The organism is Deinococcus multiflagellatus (assembly GCF_020166415.1).
In the GTDB taxonomy this organism is placed as follows: Bacteria; Deinococcota; Deinococci; order Deinococcales; family Deinococcaceae; genus Deinococcus; species Deinococcus multiflagellatus.
This window is the reverse complement of the sequence record NZ_JAIQXV010000005.1, coordinates 151670-173274: the sequence shown is the minus strand read 5'-3', so window position 1 is coordinate 173274 and position 21605 is coordinate 151670. Positions and strand designations below refer to the sequence as shown.

Sequence of the window (21605 nt, the reverse complement as noted above, 5' to 3'; positions counted from 1 at the left end):
CCGCCGCACGCCACCATCAGCCGTACCGTCAGCCGCGCTTCACGTCCGCCCGCTAGGGTGGGGCCTGTGAAGCGCGGCGCATTGGCAGCTGTTCTGATGGTTTCTCTGGCCGGGGCCCAGGTGGCGGCAGCGCCGGGGCTGCTGCTGGGCGGCGAGTACGCCCGTGCCTACGACGCGGCGCGCGCGGCCAGTGACCCCCTGACCGCCAGCCGCGCCGCCGCCGCGCAGGCCGAGTACCGGGCCGGGGGCGCGCTGTGGGTGGCGCGCGCCGTGGAGGCCGGGCGGCAGGCCAGCCGCGAGCAGCCCCAGAACCCCGACGCCGCGCTGGCCCTGGGCAGCGCCCTGGGGCTGCAGGCGCGCGCCGGGGGCTACACCCTGGGCGCCCTGAACACCGCCCACGAGGCCCGCGCCGCCCTGGACCGCGCCCTGGCGCTGGCCCCAGGCCGTCCCGACCTGCAGGCGGTGCTGGCCGAGTGGCACGCCGGGGCCTGGGCGCGGGCGCGCCTGTTCAGCGGCGGCAACCCGGACCGGGCCCGCACCCTGGCGCTGGGCGCGGCGCGCGCCGCCCCGGACACTGTGTTCGTGCAGGCCCACGCGGGGCTGGCCCTGGCCCTGCTGCGTGACCCCCAGGCCCGCGCGGTGTTGGCACGCGCCGCCGCCCTGAACGCCGACAGCGCCCTGGACCGCGACGTGCAGGCCCAGGCCCGGCAGGCGCTGGGCACCCTGAAGTAACCGCTGGGGGCCGCTATCCTACGGGGTATGACGGCCCCCGAGTCCCCTGCTGCCTCCTCGCCCGGCGCCCCGCGCGTGGCCCCCAATTTCATTACCGAGATCATTGAGCGCGACCTGAAGGCTGGCAAATACCCGCAGGTGGTCACCCGCTTTCCGCCCGAACCCAGCGGTTACGCGCACCTGGGGCATATTTTTGCGTCGTTTCTGGATTTCCAGACGGCTGTGCAGTACGGCGGGCGCTACCACCTGCGCATGGACGACACCAACCCCGAACTGGCCACCCAGGAATACGCCGACGCCATTGCCGAGGACCTGCAGTGGCTGGGCTGGGACTGGGGCGAACACCTGTATTACGCCAGCGATTACTTTGAGCGCTACTACGCCTACGCCGAGCAACTGGTCCTGCAGGGCGACGCCTACGTGGACTCGGTGAGCGGCGCCGAGATGGCCCGGCTGCGCGGCGACCCCCATACCCCCGGCACCCCCAGCCCCTACCGGAGTCGCACCCCCGAAGAGAACCTGGACCTGCTGCGCCGCATGCGGGCCGGCGAGTTTGCCGACGGCGAGCATGTGCTGCGCGCCAAGATTGACCTGGGCAGCCCCAACATGAAGCTGCGCGACCCGGTGCTGTACCGCATTCTGCGCGGGCACCACTACCGCGCCGGGGACGCGTGGTGCATCTACCCCATGTACGACTTTCAGCACCCGCTGCAAGACGCCATTGAGGGCGTCACGCATTCCATGTGCTCGCTGGAATTCGTGGACAACCGCGCCATTTACGACTGGCTGATGGAGCGCCTGGGCTTTGAGCCCCGGCCCCACCAGTACGAGTTCGGGCGCCGGGGCCTGGAATACACCATCACCAGCAAGCGCAAGCTGCGCAAGCTGGTGGAAGAGGGCGCCGTGAGCGGCTGGGACGATCCCCGTATGCCCACCCTGCGCGGGCAGCGCCGCCTGGGCGTGACCCCGGAAGCCATTCGCGCCTTTGCCGCCCAGATCGGCGTGAGCCGCACCAACCGCACCGTGGACATCAGCGTGTACGAAAACGCCGTGCGCGACGACCTGAACCACCGCGCCCCCCGCGTGATGGCGGTGCTGAACCCGGTGCGCCTGACCCTGAGCAACCTCGGCACCACGCAGATCCTTCAGCTGCCCTACTGGCCCTTTGACGTGGTGCGCGACAGCCCGGACGGCCTCGTGGCCCGGCCCACGGGCGAGCGCGTGGCCCCCGAACAGGCCACCCGCCCGGTGCCCCTGACGCGCGAGCTTTACATTGAGCGCGACGACTTTCACCCCGAGCCTCCCAAGGGCTACAAGCGCCTGACACCCGGCGGCACTGTGCGCCTGCGCGGCGCCGGGATTATCCGCGCTGACCGCTTTGAGGTCGATGAGGAGGGGCAGGTGACCCACATTCACGCCACCCTGCTGGGCGAGGACGCCAAGGCGGGCGGGGTGATTCACTGGGTCAGCGCCGAGCGCGCCCTGCCCGCCGAATTCCGGCTGTACGACCGCCTGTTCCGGGTGCCCAACCCAGAAGCGGCCAATCCCAAGGACACGGCGGCCGGGCCCGAGAATCCCCCCTTTGATCCCGAAGGCATTGGCCACGAGGATGAATCCGCGCCCCTGGACGCAAAATTCCTGCGCTACCTGAACCCCGAAAGCCTGCGGGTGACGCGGGGCTTTGTGGAACCCAGCGTGGAGCACGACCCCGCCGATACCCGGTACCAGTTTGAGCGCCAGGGCTACTTCTGGCGTGACCCGGTGGACAGCCGCCCCGGCACGCTGGTGTTCGGCCGAATTATTACGCTGAAGGACACCTGGGCAGGCAAGGCAGAGGGCGGAAAGCCGGCGGCAGAGGGGCAGAGCAAGAATGCCCAGGGGTCGAGGGGTCAAGGGGTCGAGAAACAGGTGGGGGGCGAGAAGCCAGCTTCTCCAGCTGCGGCCCCGGCGCCGCTGACCCCCGAGCAGGAGGCCGAGGCGGCGCGGCTGACCGGGCTGGGCGCCGCCGAGGCCGAGGCGCGTACCGCCGCGCGGGACGAGGCGCTGCTGGCCTTTGTGCAGGGGGCCGTGCCCGGGGCCACCTTTGGGCAGGTGGTGTCGTGGGCGGTCAACGACCTTGCGCCGGGGCTGCGGGCGGGCACGGTGCAGGTGCAGGCCGCCGACCTCGCCCCGCTGGCCGAGCGGCTGGCGGCGGGCGAGCTGACCACCCGCGTGGCGCGCGAGGTACTGGCCCGCGCCGCCGCGTCCGGCGAGGCGCCGCTGGGCATCATCGAGCGCGAGAACCTGGGGGGCGCCCTGTCCGCCGAGGCGCTGGCAGCGGCGGTGGCCGAGGTGCTGGCCGCCCATCCCGACAAGGTGGCGGCCTACCGCGCGGGCAAGACGGCCCTGATGGGCTTTTTCACCGGCCAGGCCATGCGCGTCACGGGCGGCAAGGCCCAGCCCCAGGCGCTGGCCCAGGCCCTGCAGCGCGCCCTGGCCCCCCAGGACGCCTGACCCCGCGCGGCGCCCAGGCGGTCTGATAGCGGTGACCACAAGACCTGAAGGGTTCCCGTTCAGGTCTTGTGGGGCGAGCGGAGCGAGTGACCGCGACAGACAGTGGTTGGAGTGGAGTTGAGGGGGTCCTTCCCTCCCCAGGGCGGAACGGAATACCGCTGTGACACACCCCACCCTGCCCCCCCACCGCCCGTGCGGTGGGGGGCGCACTTGCATGTGCCGGGCGCGGCGCGTCCCTGTACAGTGGCAGGTGATGACCAAGCTTCCTTCTGCCATGGCCCGGCTGCTGGGCGCCGCCCTCCTGCTGGGCAGCGCCAGCGCGCTGACCCTCTCGGACCCCAAGGTTTACACCGTGCCCGGCGCCGACACCCGGGTGGCCGCCTTTCTGCCCGGCGGGCAGGTGGCCGTCAACGCCGACAACGGGGTGCTGATTCTGGACCAGAACCTCAAGACGGTGCGCAGCTGGTACACCCTGCAAAACGACGTGACCGGTCTGGTCGCCAGCCCGAACGGCGCGCGGCTGGCCGCCATGACCCGCAGCCGCTGGGCGGTGTGGGACGTGGCCAGCGGCCGCGAGGTGCGCAGCGGCCCGTCCAGCTACGACACCCGGCTGGGCTTTGACGCCCAGGGCGACCTGCTGCTGCAGGACGACGGCACGCTGTACCGCGTGAGCGTCGCCACGGGGCAGCGCCAGGAGGTGCTGGGCGGCGGCGACCTGTACGACGTGGCCGTGAGCCCCGACGGCACCCTGCTGGTCGCGCTGTACGAGGACCGCGCGGAGCTGGTGCGCCTGAGCAGCGGCGAGGTGCTGGCAAAGGTTGACGTGGCGGGCGAGGCCTACGAGGTGGCGGCCACCTTCGTGCCGGGCGCGGAAGCCGCCGTGGTGCGCCTGGATGAACAGGCCGTGATTCTGCGCGCTGGTCAGGCCGCGGCCGAGGTGGAAGGCGGCGAGGACCTGTCCACCGGCGGCAGTGTGGTGTTCCTGAACCCGCAGCAGTTCGTGTATGCCCAGTACGGCGAGGGCCAGCTGTACGACGCCGTGAGCGGCGAGGCGGTGGGTGACCCGCTGGAATTCGGCGCCTCTGGGCCGCTGGCCGCTGGGCCCGACGGCACCGTGCTGGCGCTGGGGCGCACGGTGGGCCGCCTGAGCACCGCCGACCTGAGTGCCCCGCCCCGGCCCCAGGTGACCCTGCCGTCGAGCAACGCGCTCCTGGGCGCGTTTGTGGGCGGCGCGGCGCACGCGGGGGTCAGCGAGTTCATCAACCTCAAGACCGGCACGGCCCTGAACGTGGGCCAGACCAGCCGCCTGTCGAACGCCGAGGCCATGGGTGACAGCGTCTGGACGCTCAACGGCCTGAGCGTGAACGTGTACCGCGCGGGCAAAGTCACGCGCGTGGCCACCCTGGACGAGGACGCCGAGTACGAAACGCTGCACGCCTCGCCCAGTGGGCAGTTTGCGGCGGTCAGCGGCTACTACGGCGCGGCGCTGCTCGACGGCCGCAGCGGGAAGGTGCTGGGCAAGGTCACCGAAACCCAGCTGAAGCTCGAGGACATCCACGACGCCCTGCCCACCCTGGACGGCAAGGGCCTGATCATCATTCCGCACGAGGGTGACCTCTTCCGCTACGACCTGGGCACCAAGAAGCGCACGCCTGTGTTCAAACTCCCCGCCGACGCCGAGGCCTACGAGCTGCAGCAAAGCCCCGGCGGCACCCTGGCCGTGGTCTACGGCACCGAGGACGATGACCGGGTGGCCCTGGTCAAGCCCGGCGCCACAGCCGCCTTCAAGACCCTGGTGTTTGGCCGGGCGGTGCGCGCGCTGCGCTTCAGCCCCGACGGCAAACTGCTGGCCGTGCTGACCGGCGACGCCCAGAACGCCCTGCAGATCTACGACACCGCCACGGGCGCCCTGCTGACGCGCACCGGCACGTTTAGCCTGCGCACCTCGCTGCTGGTGTGGAGCGCCGATGGCCGCGAACTGTTGGTGGGCTCGGGCCTGCTGGGCCAGAGCGGCAGCGCCACGGTGTACACGGTCAAAAAGTAAGGGTGTTGGGCCATGGGCCATGAGCCATGGGGAAACCCGGCGCTCATGGCCTTTCTGCTATCCAGCACAACAGAAGCAGGGCCACCCGAACGCGTGACCCTGCTTCTCCCCATGGCCCAGAGCTCATGGCCCATGGCCCTCAGTTCAGCGTGCGGCCTCCCTGGGCGCCCTGCTGGGCCAGCAGCTCACCCGCGCGGCGCAGGTGCTCCTGCAGGGTCACGTGCCAGTCGTCGCTTTCGGGGGTGTGGCTCAGGGCCTGCTGGGCGTAGGCGTAGGCGGCGGCCGGGTTGGGAAAGCCCTGCTGGGCCATCACGTCGGCCGCCATCTGCGAGGCGGTCAGCCAGTCGCGGCTGCCGGGGGCGGCCTCGCGGATCACGCGCTCGTAGTGGTCCAGGGCGTCGTCGAGCTGAAAATAGTCCAGCGCCACGCTGCCCAGCACCAGGCTGGCCGGCACCACGGCCCCCTGCGATAAGGCCTGCTCGGCTTCCTGCTGCGCTTCGGGCAGGCGCCCCAGGCGGTAGTCGCACTCGGCGAGGTCAGCCAGCACCTCGGGCAGGTAGGGGTATTCGGGGTCCGACAGGGCCGCTTCCAGCTTCTCGCGGGCTTCAACGGGGCGGTCGAGGTCCAGCAGGGCCACGCCCAGTTCGTGGTTGGCATACGGGCGGTCACTGTCGGCCGACAGCCGCAGCGCCTCGCCAAAAGCCTCCAGGGCCTGTTCGGTCAGACCCAGGTGGGTCAGCACCTGCCCGCGCACCAGCGCCACGCCGTAGCTGGGGTCGCCGTACTGGGCTTCCAGGCGCGCGGCCTCGCGGATCATGTCGTGCGCCGCTGAAGGCTGGCCCAGATTCAGCAGCGCCTGGGCGCGCAGGTAGTGCCACGTGGCGAGGTTCAGGCCCTGTTCCTCGGCCTCGTCGGGGCTGGGGCGGGCGGCGTACAGGGGCCGGGCCTGATCCAGCGCGGCCTTGGCGGCCTCGGGCTGGCCCAGTTGCAGGTGCAGCGCGGCCTGCTCCTGCAGCATGACCGCGCGGTTCATGCCCGAAGCGAGGTGGGCGGCTTCGGCATACAGCCCCGCCGCCTCGGCGCTCTGGCCCAGGCTCTCGTGGGCGTCGGCCTCCCAGGAGCGCAGGCGCCAGCGCAGGTGCTGGGGCAGGTCGGCGCTGCCCACATGCACGTCCAGGGCCTCCTGCGGTTTGCCGGCCAGGGCCAGCGCGCACAGCGCGTGAAAGCGGGGCAGGGCGTCAGTGGCCTCGCGCGCCGCCTGGGGGGGCGGGGCGGCCTCCTCGCCGCGCGTGCGGGCGTCAAGTTCGGCCGACAGGGCGAGGTACAGCGGGTCGTCGCGCCGCGCCGGGTCCAGGGTGCGGGCCTCGCGCAGCGCGGCGCCCAGCTCGGCCAGGGCCGCGTCGCCGTACAGGGCGTGCAGGTGGCCCAGGTACAGGGCCAGCCGCGCCCGCTCGGGTTTCTTTGCCTCGCGCGATGCCGCCTCCAGAATGCCAAAGGCCGCGTCGTAGTCGCCCCCCGCGAGCGCCGCGCACACTTGCTGCCAGGTGGTGGCTACGTCAATCATTCTCTGGCAGGATACTGCGCCGCTGCCCCCCTCTCCTCCTTTTGCCGCTTGCGGCGCGCCGCGCGCTGCGGTGTCATGGGCCCATGACCAAACCCCGTGTTCCTGCGCCGTTCTGGCCCGTGCTGGGCGGGGTGCTGGCCCTGTGCGTCTTTGCCGCCCTGGGGCTCCTGGGGTGGCGGGCCCTGGCGGGCCTCCAGAGCACGCCGCTCAGCGACGCCGACTTCCGTTCGTCCCTGAGCGCCGGGCAGGTGCAGGCGGTCGTGGTGCGCGGCAAGGCGGCGCAGGTCAGCCTGCGCACCGATGACCGCCCTTACCGCCTTGCCTGGCCTGAACCCCTGACCTCAGACCGCGCGCTCCTGTCCGAGCTGAAGCGCCAGAACGTGACGCTGCGCTTTGAGCAACCCAACCAGTGGCTGGGCATTCTGCTGAACTTCCTGCCGATCATCCTGCTGGCGCTGTTCATGGCACTGCCGTTGGTGCTGCTGGGCGCGCTGTTCGTGTGGCTGAGAGAACGCCGGGTGACGCAACGCTAAAGGGCAGGTGTAAGGGGTCACTCACTCACCCACCTTGAGTCTGGTAGACTCAAGTTCAGCGGGCGAAGTCCGCCTTATTCCCTATTCCCCTTCCCCATTCGGAGGACTGTTCTTGAAACGGCTCAATCCCTGGCTGATCGTCCTGTTCGTCCTGGCCCTGTTCCTGATGTTCTCGCAGGCGCCGCTCAGCGGACGGACCAGCGTGAGTTACAACCAATTCAAAGACCTGCTGCGGGAGGGCAAGGTGGCGCAGGTCGTCGTGCGCGAAAACAACGCCTCGGTCACGCTGAAAGAAGCCACCCAGATCACGCTCCCGGGGCCGGCCAATCAGGCGCCGCGTACCACCTCCGTCGAGGGCTTCAATGTGCTGCTGCCCAGCAGTCAGGCCACGCCCGACAGCGGCCTGATCAGCGAGCTGGAGCGCCAGAACGTGCAGCTGCGCTTTGAGCGGCCCAGCCAGTGGCTGGGGATTTTGCTGAACTTCCTGCCGATCATCCTGCTGTTTGCCATGATGTACTTCTTCTTCATGCGCGCCCAGGGCGGCCAGAACGGCGTGATGCAGTTTGGCCAGAGCCGCGCCAAGAAGTACGGCAAGGAAAACCGCGTGCCCACCAAGTTCACCGACGTGGCCGGCCACGAGGAAGCCAAGCGCGAACTGGTGGAGGTCGTGGACTTCCTGAAAAACCCCGGCAAGTACCACCAGATTGGCGCCGAGATTCCCAAGGGCGTGCTGCTCGTGGGCCCCCCCGGCACCGGTAAAACGCTGCTGGCCCGCGCCATCGCCGGCGAGGCCGACGTGCCCTTTTTCAGTGTCAGTGCCTCGGAATTCATGGAGATGTTCGTGGGCGTGGGCGCCAGCCGCGTGCGCACCCTGTTCGAGGACGCCCGCAAGAGCGCCCCGGCCATCATGTTCATTGACGAGATTGACTCGATTGGCCGCAAGCGTGGTGCCGGCATCGGCGGCGGGCACGACGAGCGCGAGCAGACCCTGAACCAGATCCTCTCGGAGATGGACGGTTTCGACAAGACGAGCAGCGTGATCGTGCTGGCCGCCACCAACCGCCCCGACGTGCTGGACCCCGCGCTGCTGCGCCCGGGCCGCTTCGACCGGCAGGTGACCATTGACCTGCCCAACCTCAGGGAGCGCGAGGCAATCCTGAAGGTGCACCTGCGCAACAAGCCGCTGGCCGGCGGCGTGGACGTCAACGAGATTGCCAAGAGCACCCCGTACTTCTCGGGCGCCGACCTGAAGAACGTGACCAACGAGGCCGCGCTGGAAGCCGCCCGCCTGAGCAAGACCCAGATTGACATGAGCGACTTTTACCGCGCGCTGGACAAGATCACCCTGGGCCTGGAAAACGGGTCGCTGACGGTGAGCGAGCAGGAAAAGAAAGCGATTGCCTACCACGAGGCCGGGCACGCCGTGACGGCCGCCGTGATTCCAGGCAGCGACAAGCTGCAGAAGGTGAGCATCATTCCGCGTGGCCGCGCGCTGGGCGCCGCCTTCTACCTGCCCGAGGAACAGGTGCTGATGAGCAAGGAGCGCCTGGAAAACCAGCTCGTGGTGGCCCTGGGGGGCCGCGCCGCCGAGGAAGTGTTCATGGGCAGCGTGACCAGCGGCGCCGCCGACGATTTCCGCAAAGCCACCAACATCGCCCGGCGCATGGTGCTGGAGTGGGGCATGGGCGACAATTTCAAGAACATGGCCCTGACCACCGACAGTGGCCCCGTGTTCCTGGGCGAGGACATGGCCAAGCCCAAGGCCTTCAGCGAGCACACTAGCCAGCTGGTGGACGAGGACGTCAAGCGCATCCTCACCCGCGCTTACGAGCGGGCCCGCGAACTGGTGACCCAGTACCGCCAGGCCATGCACGAGGTGGCCGACGCCCTGCTGAGCCAGGAACTGATCACCGGTGACGTCGTGCGCGAGGCAGTGGGCCGCGTGGGCGGCGAACAGCAGCCCATGCCCCAGACCACGGCGTAACCCTATTTCGCTTCTCCTCTACCAACCCCGGCCGCGTGGCCGGGGTTTTTGCTGCGCCCCTGGGCAATCTGGCAGATGCCGTATGCCATGCGCTCCGCCAGACTGACCCCATGACCACCTCCACTCTGGACTCCGGCGCCAACGCCGAGGGCGTGAGGCCGTGGTGTCGTCGGCCCTGGTCGCCGACAACGACGAGCCCAGCGCCATGCTGCGCCAGCGCCTGACGCCTGAACACCGCATGCGTGTGCCGCTGGAAAGCTACGTGCTCTCGGAGGCGGGCGAGGTGCTGGGCGGCTGGAACTTGACCTGATGTGGCTGCACGAACCCCTGCGCGGTCAGGGCTGGGGTGCCTGCGCGGCCACGTGGAAACGCAAGCCACCGCCCTGGGCTGCACCCGCGCCAAGTTGGGCACCTGGGCGTTTCAGGCGCGACCCTCTTACGAGCGGTGTACGCCGAGGAACAGGATGACCCGCCCGGCCACACGAACCACCTGCTGCGCAGGGACCTGACGGCCGCTGGGGTATAAGGCCCACAGGTTTGGGTGGCGTCAGGGTCACGTGCGTGCTACACGGACTTGGTCCGGGTTGACCTTCAGGCTTCCAGCACGGTATGCCCGGCAGCGCGCAGGGCAGCTGTGGCTTCAGGCTGCTGTGCCTGCTTGACCAGCACGTAGTCCGTGTCAAAGGTGCTGAGGGCAAAAATGCCCACCTCGACGTCGCGCAGCGGGTTCAGCACGCTGGCCAGAATGCCGGTCAGGTGAAAAGGAAACGGGCCGTGCAGCTTGAACGCCACCCAGCCGTCCGCCGCAGTGCTCCCGGGCGGCACTTCAGCTTCGGCGCAGACCAGAGACAGTTCGTCGGCGGTGCGGGTCAGCGACCAGAACGCCCCTGCCAGCGGGGGCAGGGGTGCGTCGGGCGGCAGCTGCACCACGGCGTAGCGGCCGGGCAGCACCGAGAGGGTCTGAGGGGTCATGGCCCCATTGTGCGCGGCCAGAGGCGGCCCGTGGGTGCCCGGTCAGGGGAAGAGGAAGAGGCCGGAGGGAAAAGCCGCCCGCTGCACCCTTCCAGCCCTTGCCCGGCACCGCCCGCTGCTCCCATAAGCCTGGCTTACTCGCGCCAGATGCCCCAGTGGTTGTCCAGGGCGTCCATCTCTTCCTTGGTGTGGCCGCCCTGGCGCAGCAGCGCCATGATCTGGCCCCGGTGGTGGCTGTCGTGCACCACCGTGTGCATCAGAAAGTGGGCCGGGTTGGACCGGTAGCCGCCCTCGTTCCAGGGATCGGCGAACGGCTCGCCCGAGGCCAGGTGGGCCTGCACCGCGTCCACTGCGGCCTCGTCGCCGGCACTCAGGGCGGCGCCCAAGTCTTCGGCGGGGGCGTTCTGCCAGCGCCACAGGGGGTCCCCGTCGGCGTCTTTTTGCGTGGGGTCCAGCAGGGGCATGGCGTGTTCGCGTGACAGGTTCCACAGCCAGCCCACCCGGAAGCCCGCCATGTGGCGCAGGTGCCGCTCGACCGTCCAGCCGCCCCGGCCGTCACTCAGGGCGTAGTCGTCTGGCGTCAGCGCCCCCAGGAGGGCCGCGTTCACGCGGGCGTTGCGGCGAAAGGTCTCCAGCGGCAGCGATAGGTCGGCCATACATTCATTCTCCTTGAAAGTCAGCGGATGGGTCACGGTCCCAGAATTCTGGCGGCCCAAGCCCAAGGGCCCGCAGGTACACGTAGCCCTGGGCACGGTGGTGCACCTGGTTGTCAATGGCGCCCAGCGCCGCACCCAGGCCGCTCAGCTCGCCCCAGCCGGTGCGCTGCACGTCCAGATACCGCGTCTCGGGCACGGCAGGCAGTTCACGGGCGAGCCGGGCGGTCTGCGCCGCCCAGGCAGCGCGCAGGGCCGCCGGGTCCTGCGCGGGCAGCGCGGGCCAGTTCGGCTCGCCCCAGGTGCCTGTGCGCAGACCGTCCAATACGTACCCAGTCTGGCCATGCACCTCCCACACCATGGCGCCAAAGGCCCGCAGCGGCGGCGCGGGTGAGAAGGTGAACAGCGCCTCGTCGGGGTAGGCCAGCAGGGTGCGGGCGGTCAGGTGATGGTGACCCAGCCAGTGGGCGGCCAGCGCCGGCCCCAGCATCAGCGTTCGTAAAAGGCCGGCGGCTCGAGGCCTAGGGCGCGCAGGAACACGTAGCCCTGGGCGCGGTGGTGAATCTCGTTGTCAATGGCGTAGATGGCCGCCACCCAGCCGGGCATCTCGCCCCAGGGCAGGGCGTGCCGCGCGCTGAAAAAGGCAGGGTCGGTGCTGGCGCCCACCTGCGAGAGCCGCTCACTTAGGGCGTCCCACTCGCGCAGCAGCTCGGCCTGCGTGGTGGGGCCAGCCGCCCAGTCGGGTGCGGGCCACTGGCCGCTGTGCAGGGCGTCCACCGTCATGGCGCTCACCAGATGAATTTCGGTGGCCTGCACGCCAAAGGGCCGCATGCCCCCCACGCTGAAGGTAAACAGCTGCTCCTCGGGAAAAGCCTGAATGACGCGGCGGGTCAGGGCGCGGTGCCCCTGCCAGTGGGCGAGGAAGTCGGGCACAGACAGGGCGGTGGCGGTCGAGAGAACGGATGCGGTCATGCTTGAACCTCCTGGGGGTGAATCTGCCTCTAGCGTAATGGTGATTCCCGTCAGGGTGTGTCGCCTTTGGGGTGTACGCTGGGCCCCATGTACGACCCGGCCATGCGCGTGCTGACAGTGCTGGAACTCTTGCAGGGCCGCGAGAGCGTGACCGGCGCGGAACTGGCCCGCCGCCTGGAGGTCAGCCCGCGCACGGTGCAGCGCTATGTGACCCGGCTGCAGGATCTGGGCATTCCGGTGGAAGGCCGCCGGGGCGTGGGCGGCGCCTACCGCTTACGGCCCGGCTTCCGGCTGCCCCCGCTGATGCTGACCCCCGAAGAAGCCCTGGCCGCCGCCCTGGGCCTGCGCGCGCTGCAGGGGCTGGGCCTGGGCGCCCTGGCCCCCGCCGCCGAAAGTGCCGGGGCCAAGCTGACCCGCTGCCTGCCCCAGGCCCTGCGTGACGACGTGCGGGCGCTGGAAGGCAGCGTGCAACTGGACGCCTCGCCCTGGGCGGTGGGCGTGGAGGTGGAGGTGCTGGCGACCCTGCTGCGGGCCGTGCGCGCGGCGCGCACCGTGCATCTGACCTACGCCGCGCACGAGGCGCCGCCCAGCGAGCGGCAGGTGGACGTGTACCGGCTGGTGCACTTTGACAGCCGCTGGTACGCCGTGGGCTGGTGCCACCTGCGCGGCCAGAAGCGCTCGTTCCGGGTGGACCGCATGCAGGCGCTGACCGTGCTGGACGCCACCTTTACCCCGCCCGCCGACTTTGACGCCGCCGCCTACCTGCGCTCGCAGCTTCGGGCCCCGCCCACCGCCTTTGACATCAGCGTGTGGCTGGACGCCCCGCCGGAACACCTGCGCGGCCGGGTGTCGCTGTGGGGCAGCGAGCTGGAACCCGAGGGGCAGGGCACCCGCCTGCGCTGCCAGCGCGAGCACCTGCACTCGTTTGCCGCCTTTCTGCTGGGCCTGGACTGCGACTTTCGCATTGACAGCCCCCCCGAACTGCACGCCGAATTTGTGCGCCTGCACGCCAGATGTGCGGCGTATATCGGCCCCAGGGCATGACGAGGAAAAGCCTGTCCTGGCTGTCTATCATGACGGCACATGACACGCGGACGCCCCAGAAAAAACGCTGGCACCCCACCCCCAAAAATGGAGGAGGTGCTGTGGAATACCGCCGACCAGTTGCGCGGCCACATTGACGCCGCCGAGTACAAGCATGTGGTGCTGCCACTGATCTTCCTGAAGTTTGTCAGCGATTCGTTCAAGTTGGCCCAGGACGAGGTCGCGGCTGACCCTGAAGGGCTGCCCGAAGACCGCGACGAGTACACCATGCGCGGTGTGTTCTGGGTGCCGCCCGAAGCGCGCTGGGACACGCTGAAGGCCGCCGCGAAGCAGGACAATATTGGCCAACTGATTGACGGAGCGATTGCCGCCATTGAGCGCGACAACAAGCCTTTGAAGGGCATGCTGCAGCAAAACTTCGCCCGGCCCAGCCTGCCGCCGCGCGTGCTGAGTGGCCTGATTGACGAAATCAGCCGCTATGGCGAGGGCGGCACGGTGAAGAATCTGAGCGACGCGCCCAGTGACCTGTTCAGCGCTGAAGGGGCCACCGAACCCGAGAAAAAGACCGACCTGCTGGGCGAGGTGTACCAGTACATGCTCAAGCGCTTTGCCGCCGCCGAGGGCAAGCTGGGCGGCGAGTTCTACACCCCCGACAGCGTGGTGCTGACCCTGGTGGAACTGCTGGCCCCATTCAGGGGCCGCGTCTACGACCCAGCGTGCGGATCGGGCGGCATGTTCGTGAGGGGCGAGGAGTTTGTCGAGGAACACAAGGGCGCTTACGACGTCAACAAGTCCCCCCGCGAGAACATCAGCATTTACGGGCAGGAAAGCAACCACACCACCTGGAAGCTGGCGCGCATGAACCTCGCCATCCGCCGGATTGAGGCCGATATTCGCCACGGCGACACCTTCCACCACGACCTGCACCCGGACCTGCGCGCCGACTACGTGCTGGCGAACCCACCCTTTAACGTGAGCAACTGGGGCGGCCCCATGAGCGGCGACCCCCGCTGGCGCTACGGCACTCCGCCGGCCAGCAACGCCAACTATGCGTGGCTGCAACACATCCTGTACCACCTCGCCCCGCACGGCACCGCCGGGGTGGTGCTGGCCAACGGGTCTTTAAGCAGCAACCAGAGCGGCGAAGGCGAGATTCGGCGCAACATGATTGCCCACGACAAGGTGGACTGCATTGTGGCCATGCCGGGGCAGCTGTTCTACACCACGCAGATTCCCGTGTGTCTGTGGATTCTGGCGAACAACAAGGAAAACGGCAAAGGGCAGGAAGGCCGCCCCCTGCGCGACCGCAGCGGCCAGACGCTGTTTATTGACGCCCGTGAACTGGGCTACATGAAAAGCCGGGTGGAGCGCGACCTGAGCAGCGAGGACCGCGCCCGCATTGTGGCCGCCTACCACAACTGGCGCGGCGACGGAGACGGTGAATACGAGGACGTTCCCGGCTTCTGCAAGGCCGCCACCATCGACGACATTGAGAAACACGGCTGGGTGCTGACGCCGGGGCGCTATGTGGGCAGCGCCGCCAAGGCAGAGGACGCCGAGCCATTTGGGGAAAAGATGGCGCGACTGAGCAAGGAATTGCACACGCAGTTTGAGGAAAGCGACCGCTTGCAGGCTGTGATTAAAGCGAATCTGGAACGGCTGGGCTATGGGGGCTGAGCTGGCCCTGCCCGCCGACTACGCCGAGTTGCTGGGTGATCTGAAGGCGCACATTCACAGCGCGCAGACGCGAGCAGCGCTCGCCGTCAACCGGGAGCTGGTGGTGCTGTACTGGAGACTCGGGCAGGCCATCCTTTATCGTCAGGGGCAGGCCGGGTGGGGCGCGAAGGTCATTGACCGGCTCTCGGAGGACCTGCGGCGCGAGTTTCCCGAGATGAAGGGGTTCAGCGCCCGCAATCTGAAGTACATGCGGGCCTTTGCCGCTGCCTGGCCGGACGCGGCGTTTGTGCAGCAGGTTGCTGCACAATTGCCCTGGTTCCACAACGTCGTCCTGCTCGACAAACTCAGCGATCCGCAACAGCGCGAGTGGTACGCCCGCGCGGCCATTCAACATGGCTGGAGCCGGAACGTGCTGGTCCACCAGATCGGCACGCGCCTGCACCTGCGGCAAGGGCAGGCCGTCACCAACTTTGACCGCGCCCTGCCCGCCCCACAGTCCGAACTGGCGCGGCAACTGCTGAAAGACCCGTACACCTTCGACTTCCTGAGCCTGGGGGCCGAGGCGCACGAGCGCGATCTGGAACGCGGGCTGCTGGGCCATCTGCGCGACTTCATGCTGGAGCTGGGTGTGGGCTTTGCCTTTGTGGGCAGCCAGTACCACCTGGAAGTCGGCGGCGAGGACTTTTACCTGGACCTGCTGTTTTACCACCTGCGGCTGCGCTGCTACGTGGTCATTGAACTCAAGATCGGAGAATTTAAGCCCGAATACGTGGGCAAGATGAACTTTTACCTGGCCGCCGCCGACGACCTGCTGCGCCACCCCGACGACGCCCCCAGCATCGGCCTGCTGCTGTGCCGCACGCACAACCGCGTGGTGGCGGAATACGCCCTGCGCGGTGTGGATAGGCCCCTGGGGGTCAGCACGTATGAACTGGCCGGGAGCCTGCCGCCGGAGTTGAGGGGCCAACTGCCCAGCATCGAGGAACTGGAAAGGGTATTGGAAGGGTTAGGGAGTGGGAATTATGGGGAGTGAGTGGCGGGAAATGACATTGGGTGACGTTTTGACTCTACAAAGGGGTCATGATCTCCCTAGTCAAAAACGTTCATCAGGCAGTGTGCCCATAGTCTCTTCATCGGGTATTTCCGATTATCACAATAGCGCTGCCGCTTCTGGTCCTGGCGTAGTTACAGGACGATACGGCACTATCGGCGAAGTCTTCTACATTGAAGGTGATTACTGGCCACTCAATACTACTCTCTATGTGAAAGACTTTAAGGGCAACCACCCTAAGTTTGTCTACTATCTCCTAAAAACCATCGATTTTCACCAGTTCAATGATAAAAGTAGCGTTCCCGGAGTAAACAGGAATCATGCTCATCAGGCCAGGGTATCCATTCCTCATCCTGACACTCAGCGCCAAATCGCCGCCATTCTCTCCGCCTTTGACGACAAGATCGAACTCAACCGGCAGATGAACCGCACGCTGGAGCAGATGGCCCGCGCCCTGTTCAAAAGCTGGTTTGTGGACTTTGACCCGGTACGGGCCAAGATGCGGGGCGAGCAGCCGGAGGGCATGGACGCGGAAACGGCGACCCTGTTTCCAGACGAAATGGAAGAGGTGGACGGGCGGGAAGTCCCGAGGGGGTGGAGGGTTGGAACAGTTGGCGACATTGCTCAACAGACGAAGGAGCAAATTGACCCAAGCATTCAGCCCGACGCCAGATTTGCGCACTTCAGCATTCCTGCATTCGACGCTGAAAACCGACCAACCCTTGAGCGCGGTTCAGCGATCAAGAGTAATAAGTTCCTTATTCCAGAGGGCGCTGTTCTGGTTTCCAAACTGAACCCAGCTACGCCACGTATCTGGGATACCGACAAGGTGGCAGATGCAGACTTCAAAGTGTGCTCAACAGAATTTATCCCGCTGATTGCCCGCCAGAGCGAATTCTATCCGCTGCTCCTTACGGCTCTGAAAGATGAGTCCTTCTCAAAATCCCTGGCGGAACAAGCGTCTGGAACCTCAAATAGTCACCAGCGCGTGCGCCCTGCTGACATCATCACTGCCCCGATGATGCTGCCTCCTAGTGACGTTGCTGTTGCGTTTGGCAGACTGACTATCCCCATTCTCGGACACATGAAATACAACATTCGCGAATCCGCCCACCTCTCCTCCATCCGCGATACGCTGCTGCCTCGGCTGCTCTCGGGGGAAGTGGATGTGAGTGGGTGGGAGGGAATCCAATAATGCCTGTTCCAGCATGGGTATATGGACCGTTCGAGCTTCTCGTTCATGCAGAGACCCACTATCGGGCTGCGGGGGATTTTGATCGCCGAATGGCGCTAATTAGTTACGACAATTCTATCGAAGTATCGGTTATGAATTACCTTTCTTTGAACGACATCCTGCGCGGTGGACGGCAATACACCAGAGCCCAGAAATCACAATGGATGGACAATTATTTTCATACAAAGCTAGACTTTATAGAGCATGAGTGTCGCGGGAGAAATATCCCAATTCTACACGACAAACAGCACATGACATACTATCATTCTATAAGAAATGGGCAATATCATGATGGGCAAGCAGCGGTTCCAACAAATGAGGTCTTGAGCGGCGTTAGAAGTGCTGCTATGTGGGTCTTTGGAATGTTGTATGACATTCAGGATGTTCAGTCCGAGGTAGACGCACGCATCTCGCAACTTGACCCGCACCACGACTTACCGAACAAAAGTGATGAGTACGATATGTTGCTTGATGATGAATTTGGCGTCATATCCTTCGGAGATACTTCTTTTTATGCCAGCGACCTCCTTTTCTCGTTTGACCGAATTGCCTATAGAGACTTGGCGCTAGCCATTCAGGCGCGGCGGAATGGTCAGGGCCTGGAAAATGAGTAGTTATAACGAATCCACCGTTGAACTTGCCGCCTTGGAGTGGCTGAGTCAGCTTGGCTTCTCGTACGAGTCTGGAGCGGATATTGCGCCGGGTGAGTCTAGAGCCGAACGGGACTCCTTCTCTGAAGTCCTATTGGTAGACCGCTTGCGCGCGGCCCTGCATCAGCTCAACCCTGCCGCTTCCGCCCCGGCGGTGGCCGAAGCGGTGCGGCTGCTGGCCAACCCGGAACTGCCGCCTAATCTGCCCCACGCCAACCGCGAACTGCACGCCCTGATCGTGGGCGGCGTGCGCGTGGAACTGCCCGACGGGCTGGGCGGCACGCGGGCCGAGCACTTGCAGGTTATTGACTTCGCCCAGCCGTCTCGTAACTCGTTCCTGGCGGTTAACCAGTTCACGGTGGTGGACGGGCCGGTGAACCGCCGCCCGGACGTGGTGCTGTTTGTGAACGGCCTGCCACTGGTGGTGCTGGAATTCAAGAACACGCGCGACGAACAGGCCACCATTGAAAAGGCATTTGCGCAGCTTCAGACCTATCAGGACCAGTTGCCCCGCCTGATGGCTTATAACGCCCTGCTGGTGATCTCGGACGGCACACACGCGCGGCTGGGGGTGCTGGGAGCGCCATTCGAGCGTTTCCAGCCGTGGAAGACGATCACAGGGCGCGAGGTGCTGCCCGAAAGCCTGGAAACGCTGCTGAAGGGCGCGCTGGCCCCGGCTGTGCTGCTGGACCTGCTGCGGCATTTCATTGTCTTTGAACTGGACGGCCCGCAGGTCACGAAGAAGGTGGCGGCGTACCACCAGTACCATGCGGTGCTGCGGGCCGTGCAGAAAACGGTGGAGGCCTCCGCAGAAGGCGGCAGCCGCAAGGGCGGGGTGGTGTGGCACACCCAGGGCAGCGGCAAGAGCCTGAGCATGGTGTTCTTTGCGGGCAAGCTGGTGGTGCAGCCCCAGTTGCAGAACCCCACCCTGGTGGTCCTGACCGACCGCAACGACCTGGACGACCAGCTGTTCGGCACCTTCAGCCGCTGCGCCGACCTGCTGCGGCAAGTGCCCGTGCAGGCCGACAGCCGCGCCAAGCTGCGCGAGGAACTGGGCAGCCGGGCGGCAGGCGGCGTGATCTTTACGACCATTCAGAAGTTCATGCCCGAGGATAGGGGCGACACCTTCCCCACCCTGTCGGAGCGCGCCAACGTGGTGGTCATTGCCGACGAAGCGCACCGCAGCCAGTACGGCCTGGACGCAAAAACCAACGCGAAAACCGGCGAAATCTCCTACGGCTTTGCCAAGCACATCCGCGACGCCCTGCCGAACGCCACCTTCCTAGGCTTTACCGGCACGCCTATTGCCCTGAAAGACGCCGACACCCGTAAGATTTTCGGTGAATACATTGATGTGTACGACGTACAGCGTGCGGTAGAGGACGGCGCCACCGTGCCCATCTACTACGAGGCGCGCCTCATCCGCATCAAGCCCGAGAACACGGTGTGGGACACGCTGGACACCGAATTCGACACCATCACCGAGCACGAGGAAGTGGCCAGCCGCGAGAAGTTAAAAAGCAAATGGGCGGCCCTGGAAGCGCTGGTGGGCGCCCCAGAGCGCATCCGCCTGGTGGCGGCCGATCTGGTGGCGCACTTTGAAGCGCGGCAGGAGGTCATGCCGGGCAAAGGCATGATCGTGGGCATGTCGCGGCGCATCTGCGTGGCTCTGTACGACGAGATCATCCGCCTGCGCCCACACTGGCAGGGTGACGGCGACTTGGAGGGCGTGGTCAAGGTGGTCATGACCGGCGACGCCACCCAGGAGCGCGAGTGGCAGCGGCACATCCGCAGCAAGCCTCGCAACGCGGCCATTGCCGATCACTTCCGCAAGGCGGACAGCCCCCTGCAACTGGTGATCGTGCGCGACATGTGGCTGACCGGGTTTGATGTGCCCAGTCTGCACACCATGTACCTCGACAAACCGATGCAGGGCCATAACCTGATGCAGGCGATTGCCCGCGTGAACCGCGTGTTCGGCGGCAAGCAGGGCGGGCTGGTGGTGGACTACCTGGGGCTGGCCAGCAGCCTGAAAGAAGCCCTGCGCATCTATACGGAATCGGCGGGACAGGGCGAGCCCACCCGCAACTTTGAAGCAGCCCTGGACATCATGCAGGAGAAGCTGGACGTGGTCCGCGGCATCCTGCATGGCTTCGATTACAGCGACTTTGCCGCCGCCAGCCCTGCCGAACGCGTGCGGCTGATTGCCGACGGTCAGGACTTCGTGATCGGCAAGCGGCAGGCCGTCAAGGAGCGCTTCATTCGTGAAGTTCTGGCGCTGGGGCAGGCGTACGCCCTGGCCGTGCCGCACCCCGACGCCCTGGAACTGCGCGAGGAAATCGTCTACCTGCAAACGGTGCGGGCGGCCTTGAGTAAGGGGGAAACGGTGGAGCGCCGCCAGGCCCGCCACGACGTCAACCACGCCGTGCAGCAACTGGTGGAACGGGCGGTAGCGCCCGACGGCGTGGTGGACGTGTTCCAGGCGGCCGGCCTCAAGCGGCCCGATCTCTCCATTCTGTCGGACGGCTTTCTGGAAGAAGTGCGTCACCTGCCGCAGCGGAATCTGGCGGTGGAACTGCTCGAACGCCTGCTCAAAGATGAAATCCGCACCCGCTCGCGCCGCAACGCCGTGGAATCTCAGAAATTCAGCGACAAGCTGGAAGAAGCCATTGCCCGCTACCAGAACCGCAGCATTGAAGCGGCGCAGGTCATCGAAGAATTGCTGGACATGGCCCGCGAGTACAGAGAGGCACAGGCGCGCGGTGAGAATCTGGGACTGTCTCAGGATGAAATCGCCTTTTACGATGCGCTTGGGGTCAGTGACAGCGCAGTGCAGGTCATGGGCGACGCCGTGCTGTACGAGATCGCCCGGGAAATTGCAGCCACGGTGCGGCGCAACGTCACGATTGACTGGGCGCTGCGGGAACAGTCCCGGGCCAAGCTGCGCCTGATGGTCAAGAAGGTGCTCAAACGCTACGGCTATCCGCCTGAGAAGACCGACGATGCCAGCGCCTTGGTGCTGAAACAGGCCGAACTCATGGCCCAGTCTGCCAATTCCGACCGCTACACTAGCCCATGACCCCCGACGGCCCGCTTCCCACCACCGCCGATCTGGCCCAGGGCAAGGCGTATCCGGGCCACGGCGTCACCGTCTACTACGACGCCCAGCGCTGCGTGCATGTGGCCAACTGCGTGCGCGGCCTGCCCGAGGTGTTCCGGCCCCAAGAGCGGCCCTGGATTCAGGTGAAGAACGCCGACCCCCAGGCCATCGCCGCCGTGGTCCGCACCTGCCCCACTGGCGCGCTGCACTACGCTCTGGACGGCGAAAGCCCCGAGGCGCCCCAGCAGCCCACCACCATTACCCCGTTGCCCGACGGCCCCCTGGTGCTTCGCGGCAACCTGACCCTCCACACCCCCGGCGGCGAGGTGCGCGACGTGCGCGCGGCGCTGTGCCGCTGCGGCCAGAGCGAGAACAAGCCCTACTGCGACGGCACCCACGCGAAGGTGGGCTGGACCAGTGGAGAGGGATGACCGCAGAACCCACGCCACTGATGCACGTCTATCTGTCGGTGATGGGCGACTTTGACCCAGATGAATTCACGGTGCGCGTGGGCCTGACGCCGACCCGGTCGTGGCGGCGGGGCGAACGTAGCGCCGTGGACCCCCGCTTTGCTGGCCGCACGGTGCCCGTCTGCGACCATTGGGCCTTTGGCCTGCCAGAACAGCCAGCATTTTATCTGGAGCCGCTGGTCGAAGAAGTGCTGGCCGAAACAGAGGGGCAACTCAACGTGCTGGGGCAGGCCGTGACCGACCTGGGGCTGAATCTGGAACTGGTTGTGGTGGCGAAATGGGACCCTGCGACCACCTCTAGCCCAGCTCTTCACCTGAATGGCCAGCAAATGGCCCGCCTGGGCGCCATTGGTGCGGCACTGGACATTGACCTTTACGCTGATCCATAACTTGACGCTTCGTCTGCCCCCTGAAGCCGACCCCGGCCCCCTT

19 protein-coding genes are annotated in these 21605 nt (G+C 66.7%); 14 read left to right on the top strand and 5 right to left on the bottom strand.

The annotated features are described in order from the left end of the window. Window positions 1-96 precede the first annotated feature (96 nt). The 3 genes from K7W41_RS09280 to K7W41_RS09270 all read left to right on the top strand — a co-directional run bounded on the left by K7W41_RS09280 (window position 97) and on the right by K7W41_RS09270 (window position 5269). Entirely contained in the window at window positions 97-732 is a 636-nt protein-coding gene (locus tag K7W41_RS09280; protein ID WP_224607230.1) for a hypothetical protein, read from the top strand. Window positions 733-759: 27 nt separating this feature from the next. Next, window positions 760-3225 (top strand): glutamine--tRNA ligase/YqeY domain fusion protein, encoded by a 2466-nt coding sequence (locus K7W41_RS09275; protein ID WP_224607227.1) that lies wholly within the window; start codon window positions 760-762, stop codon window positions 3223-3225. 253 nt (window positions 3226-3478) lie between these two features. After that, window positions 3479-5269 carry a WD40 repeat domain-containing protein gene (locus tag K7W41_RS09270; protein WP_224607225.1) on the top strand — a complete coding sequence of 597 codons (1791 nt, stop codon included), beginning with the start codon at window positions 3479-3481 and terminating at the stop codon, window positions 5267-5269. A 139-nt stretch (window positions 5270-5408) separates the two neighbouring features. Here the strand turns inward: K7W41_RS09270 and K7W41_RS09265 are convergent, their stop codons facing one another. Then, window positions 5409-6833, bottom strand: a complete 1425-nt coding sequence (locus K7W41_RS09265) for a tetratricopeptide repeat protein (RefSeq protein WP_224607223.1) — start codon at window positions 6831-6833, stop codon at window positions 5409-5411. An 83-nt stretch (window positions 6834-6916) separates the two neighbouring features. On the opposite strand from K7W41_RS09265, the gene K7W41_RS09260 reads away from it, so the two are divergent. The 3 genes from K7W41_RS09260 (at window position 6917) to K7W41_RS09250 (ending at window position 9660) form a co-directional block, all read left to right on the top strand. Then, window positions 6917-7366, top strand: coding sequence for an ATP-dependent metallopeptidase FtsH/Yme1/Tma family protein (locus K7W41_RS09260; protein ID WP_224607221.1), 450 nt, complete (start codon window positions 6917-6919; stop codon window positions 7364-7366). Between the two features lie 112 nt (window positions 7367-7478). Further along, window positions 7479-9350 (top strand): ATP-dependent zinc metalloprotease FtsH, encoded by a 1872-nt coding sequence (gene ftsH, locus K7W41_RS09255; protein WP_224607219.1) that lies wholly within the window; start codon window positions 7479-7481, stop codon window positions 9348-9350. A gap of 163 nt (window positions 9351-9513) precedes the next feature. Further along, complete coding sequence (locus K7W41_RS09250) at window positions 9514-9660, top strand: hypothetical protein (RefSeq protein ID WP_224607216.1); 147 nt, start codon at window positions 9514-9516, stop codon at window positions 9658-9660. Between the two features lie 281 nt (window positions 9661-9941). Here K7W41_RS09250 and K7W41_RS09245 read toward each other — a convergent pair whose 3' ends face one another. From K7W41_RS09245 to K7W41_RS09230, 4 genes are all read right to left on the bottom strand, one after another. Continuing rightward, complete coding sequence (locus K7W41_RS09245) at window positions 9942-10322, bottom strand: ACT domain-containing protein (protein WP_224607214.1); 381 nt, start codon at window positions 10320-10322, stop codon at window positions 9942-9944. A 134-nt stretch (window positions 10323-10456) separates the two neighbouring features. Continuing rightward, a complete protein-coding gene (locus K7W41_RS09240) occupies window positions 10457-10978 on the bottom strand; it encodes a DinB family protein (RefSeq protein ID WP_224607209.1) in 522 nt (173 codons plus the stop codon). A gap of 4 nt (window positions 10979-10982) precedes the next feature. Then, window positions 10983-11465 (bottom strand): DinB family protein, encoded by a 483-nt coding sequence (locus tag K7W41_RS09235; protein ID WP_224607206.1) that lies wholly within the window; start codon window positions 11463-11465, stop codon window positions 10983-10985. After that, window positions 11465-11947: a DinB family protein gene (locus tag K7W41_RS09230; RefSeq protein WP_224607204.1), complete on the bottom strand. Its 483-nt coding sequence runs from the start codon at window positions 11945-11947 to the stop codon at window positions 11465-11467. The genes K7W41_RS09235 and K7W41_RS09230 overlap by 1 nt, the downstream gene beginning before the upstream one ends. A gap of 87 nt (window positions 11948-12034) precedes the next feature. Between K7W41_RS09230 and K7W41_RS09225 the strand changes: the two genes are divergently transcribed. From K7W41_RS09225 to K7W41_RS09190, 8 genes are read left to right on the top strand one after another with little or no spacing between them, the layout of a single operon-like run. Beyond that, window positions 12035-12991, top strand: a complete 957-nt coding sequence (locus K7W41_RS09225) for a helix-turn-helix transcriptional regulator (RefSeq protein ID WP_224607202.1) — start codon at window positions 12035-12037, stop codon at window positions 12989-12991. A gap of 39 nt (window positions 12992-13030) precedes the next feature. Further along, complete coding sequence (locus tag K7W41_RS09220; protein WP_224607200.1) at window positions 13031-14668, top strand: type I restriction-modification system subunit M; 1638 nt, start codon at window positions 13031-13033, stop codon at window positions 14666-14668. Then, complete coding sequence (locus K7W41_RS09215; protein WP_224607198.1) at window positions 14658-15701, top strand: PDDEXK nuclease domain-containing protein; 1044 nt, start codon at window positions 14658-14660, stop codon at window positions 15699-15701. Before K7W41_RS09220 ends, K7W41_RS09215 begins: the two co-directional genes overlap by 11 nt. Beyond that, on the top strand, window positions 15691-16914 hold the full coding sequence (locus K7W41_RS09210) for a restriction endonuclease subunit S (RefSeq protein ID WP_224607196.1): 1224 nt from the start codon (window positions 15691-15693) through the stop codon (window positions 16912-16914). Before K7W41_RS09215 ends, K7W41_RS09210 begins: the two co-directional genes overlap by 11 nt. Beyond that, window positions 16914-17567, top strand: coding sequence for a hypothetical protein (locus K7W41_RS09205; protein WP_224607194.1), 654 nt, complete (start codon window positions 16914-16916; stop codon window positions 17565-17567). Before K7W41_RS09210 ends, K7W41_RS09205 begins: the two co-directional genes overlap by 1 nt. Beyond that, a complete protein-coding gene (locus K7W41_RS09200; protein ID WP_318010904.1) occupies window positions 17542-20682 on the top strand; it encodes a type I restriction endonuclease subunit R in 3141 nt (1046 codons plus the stop codon). The genes K7W41_RS09205 and K7W41_RS09200 overlap by 26 nt, the downstream gene beginning before the upstream one ends. Beyond that, window positions 20679-21134 carry a (4Fe-4S)-binding protein gene (locus K7W41_RS09195; protein ID WP_224607189.1) on the top strand — a complete coding sequence of 152 codons (456 nt, stop codon included), beginning with the start codon at window positions 20679-20681 and terminating at the stop codon, window positions 21132-21134. The genes K7W41_RS09200 and K7W41_RS09195 overlap by 4 nt, the downstream gene beginning before the upstream one ends. Further along, on the top strand, window positions 21131-21562 hold the full coding sequence (locus K7W41_RS09190) for a DUF4279 domain-containing protein (RefSeq protein WP_224607187.1): 432 nt from the start codon (window positions 21131-21133) through the stop codon (window positions 21560-21562). The genes K7W41_RS09195 and K7W41_RS09190 overlap by 4 nt, the downstream gene beginning before the upstream one ends. The last annotated feature ends 43 nt before the right edge of the window (window positions 21563-21605 follow it).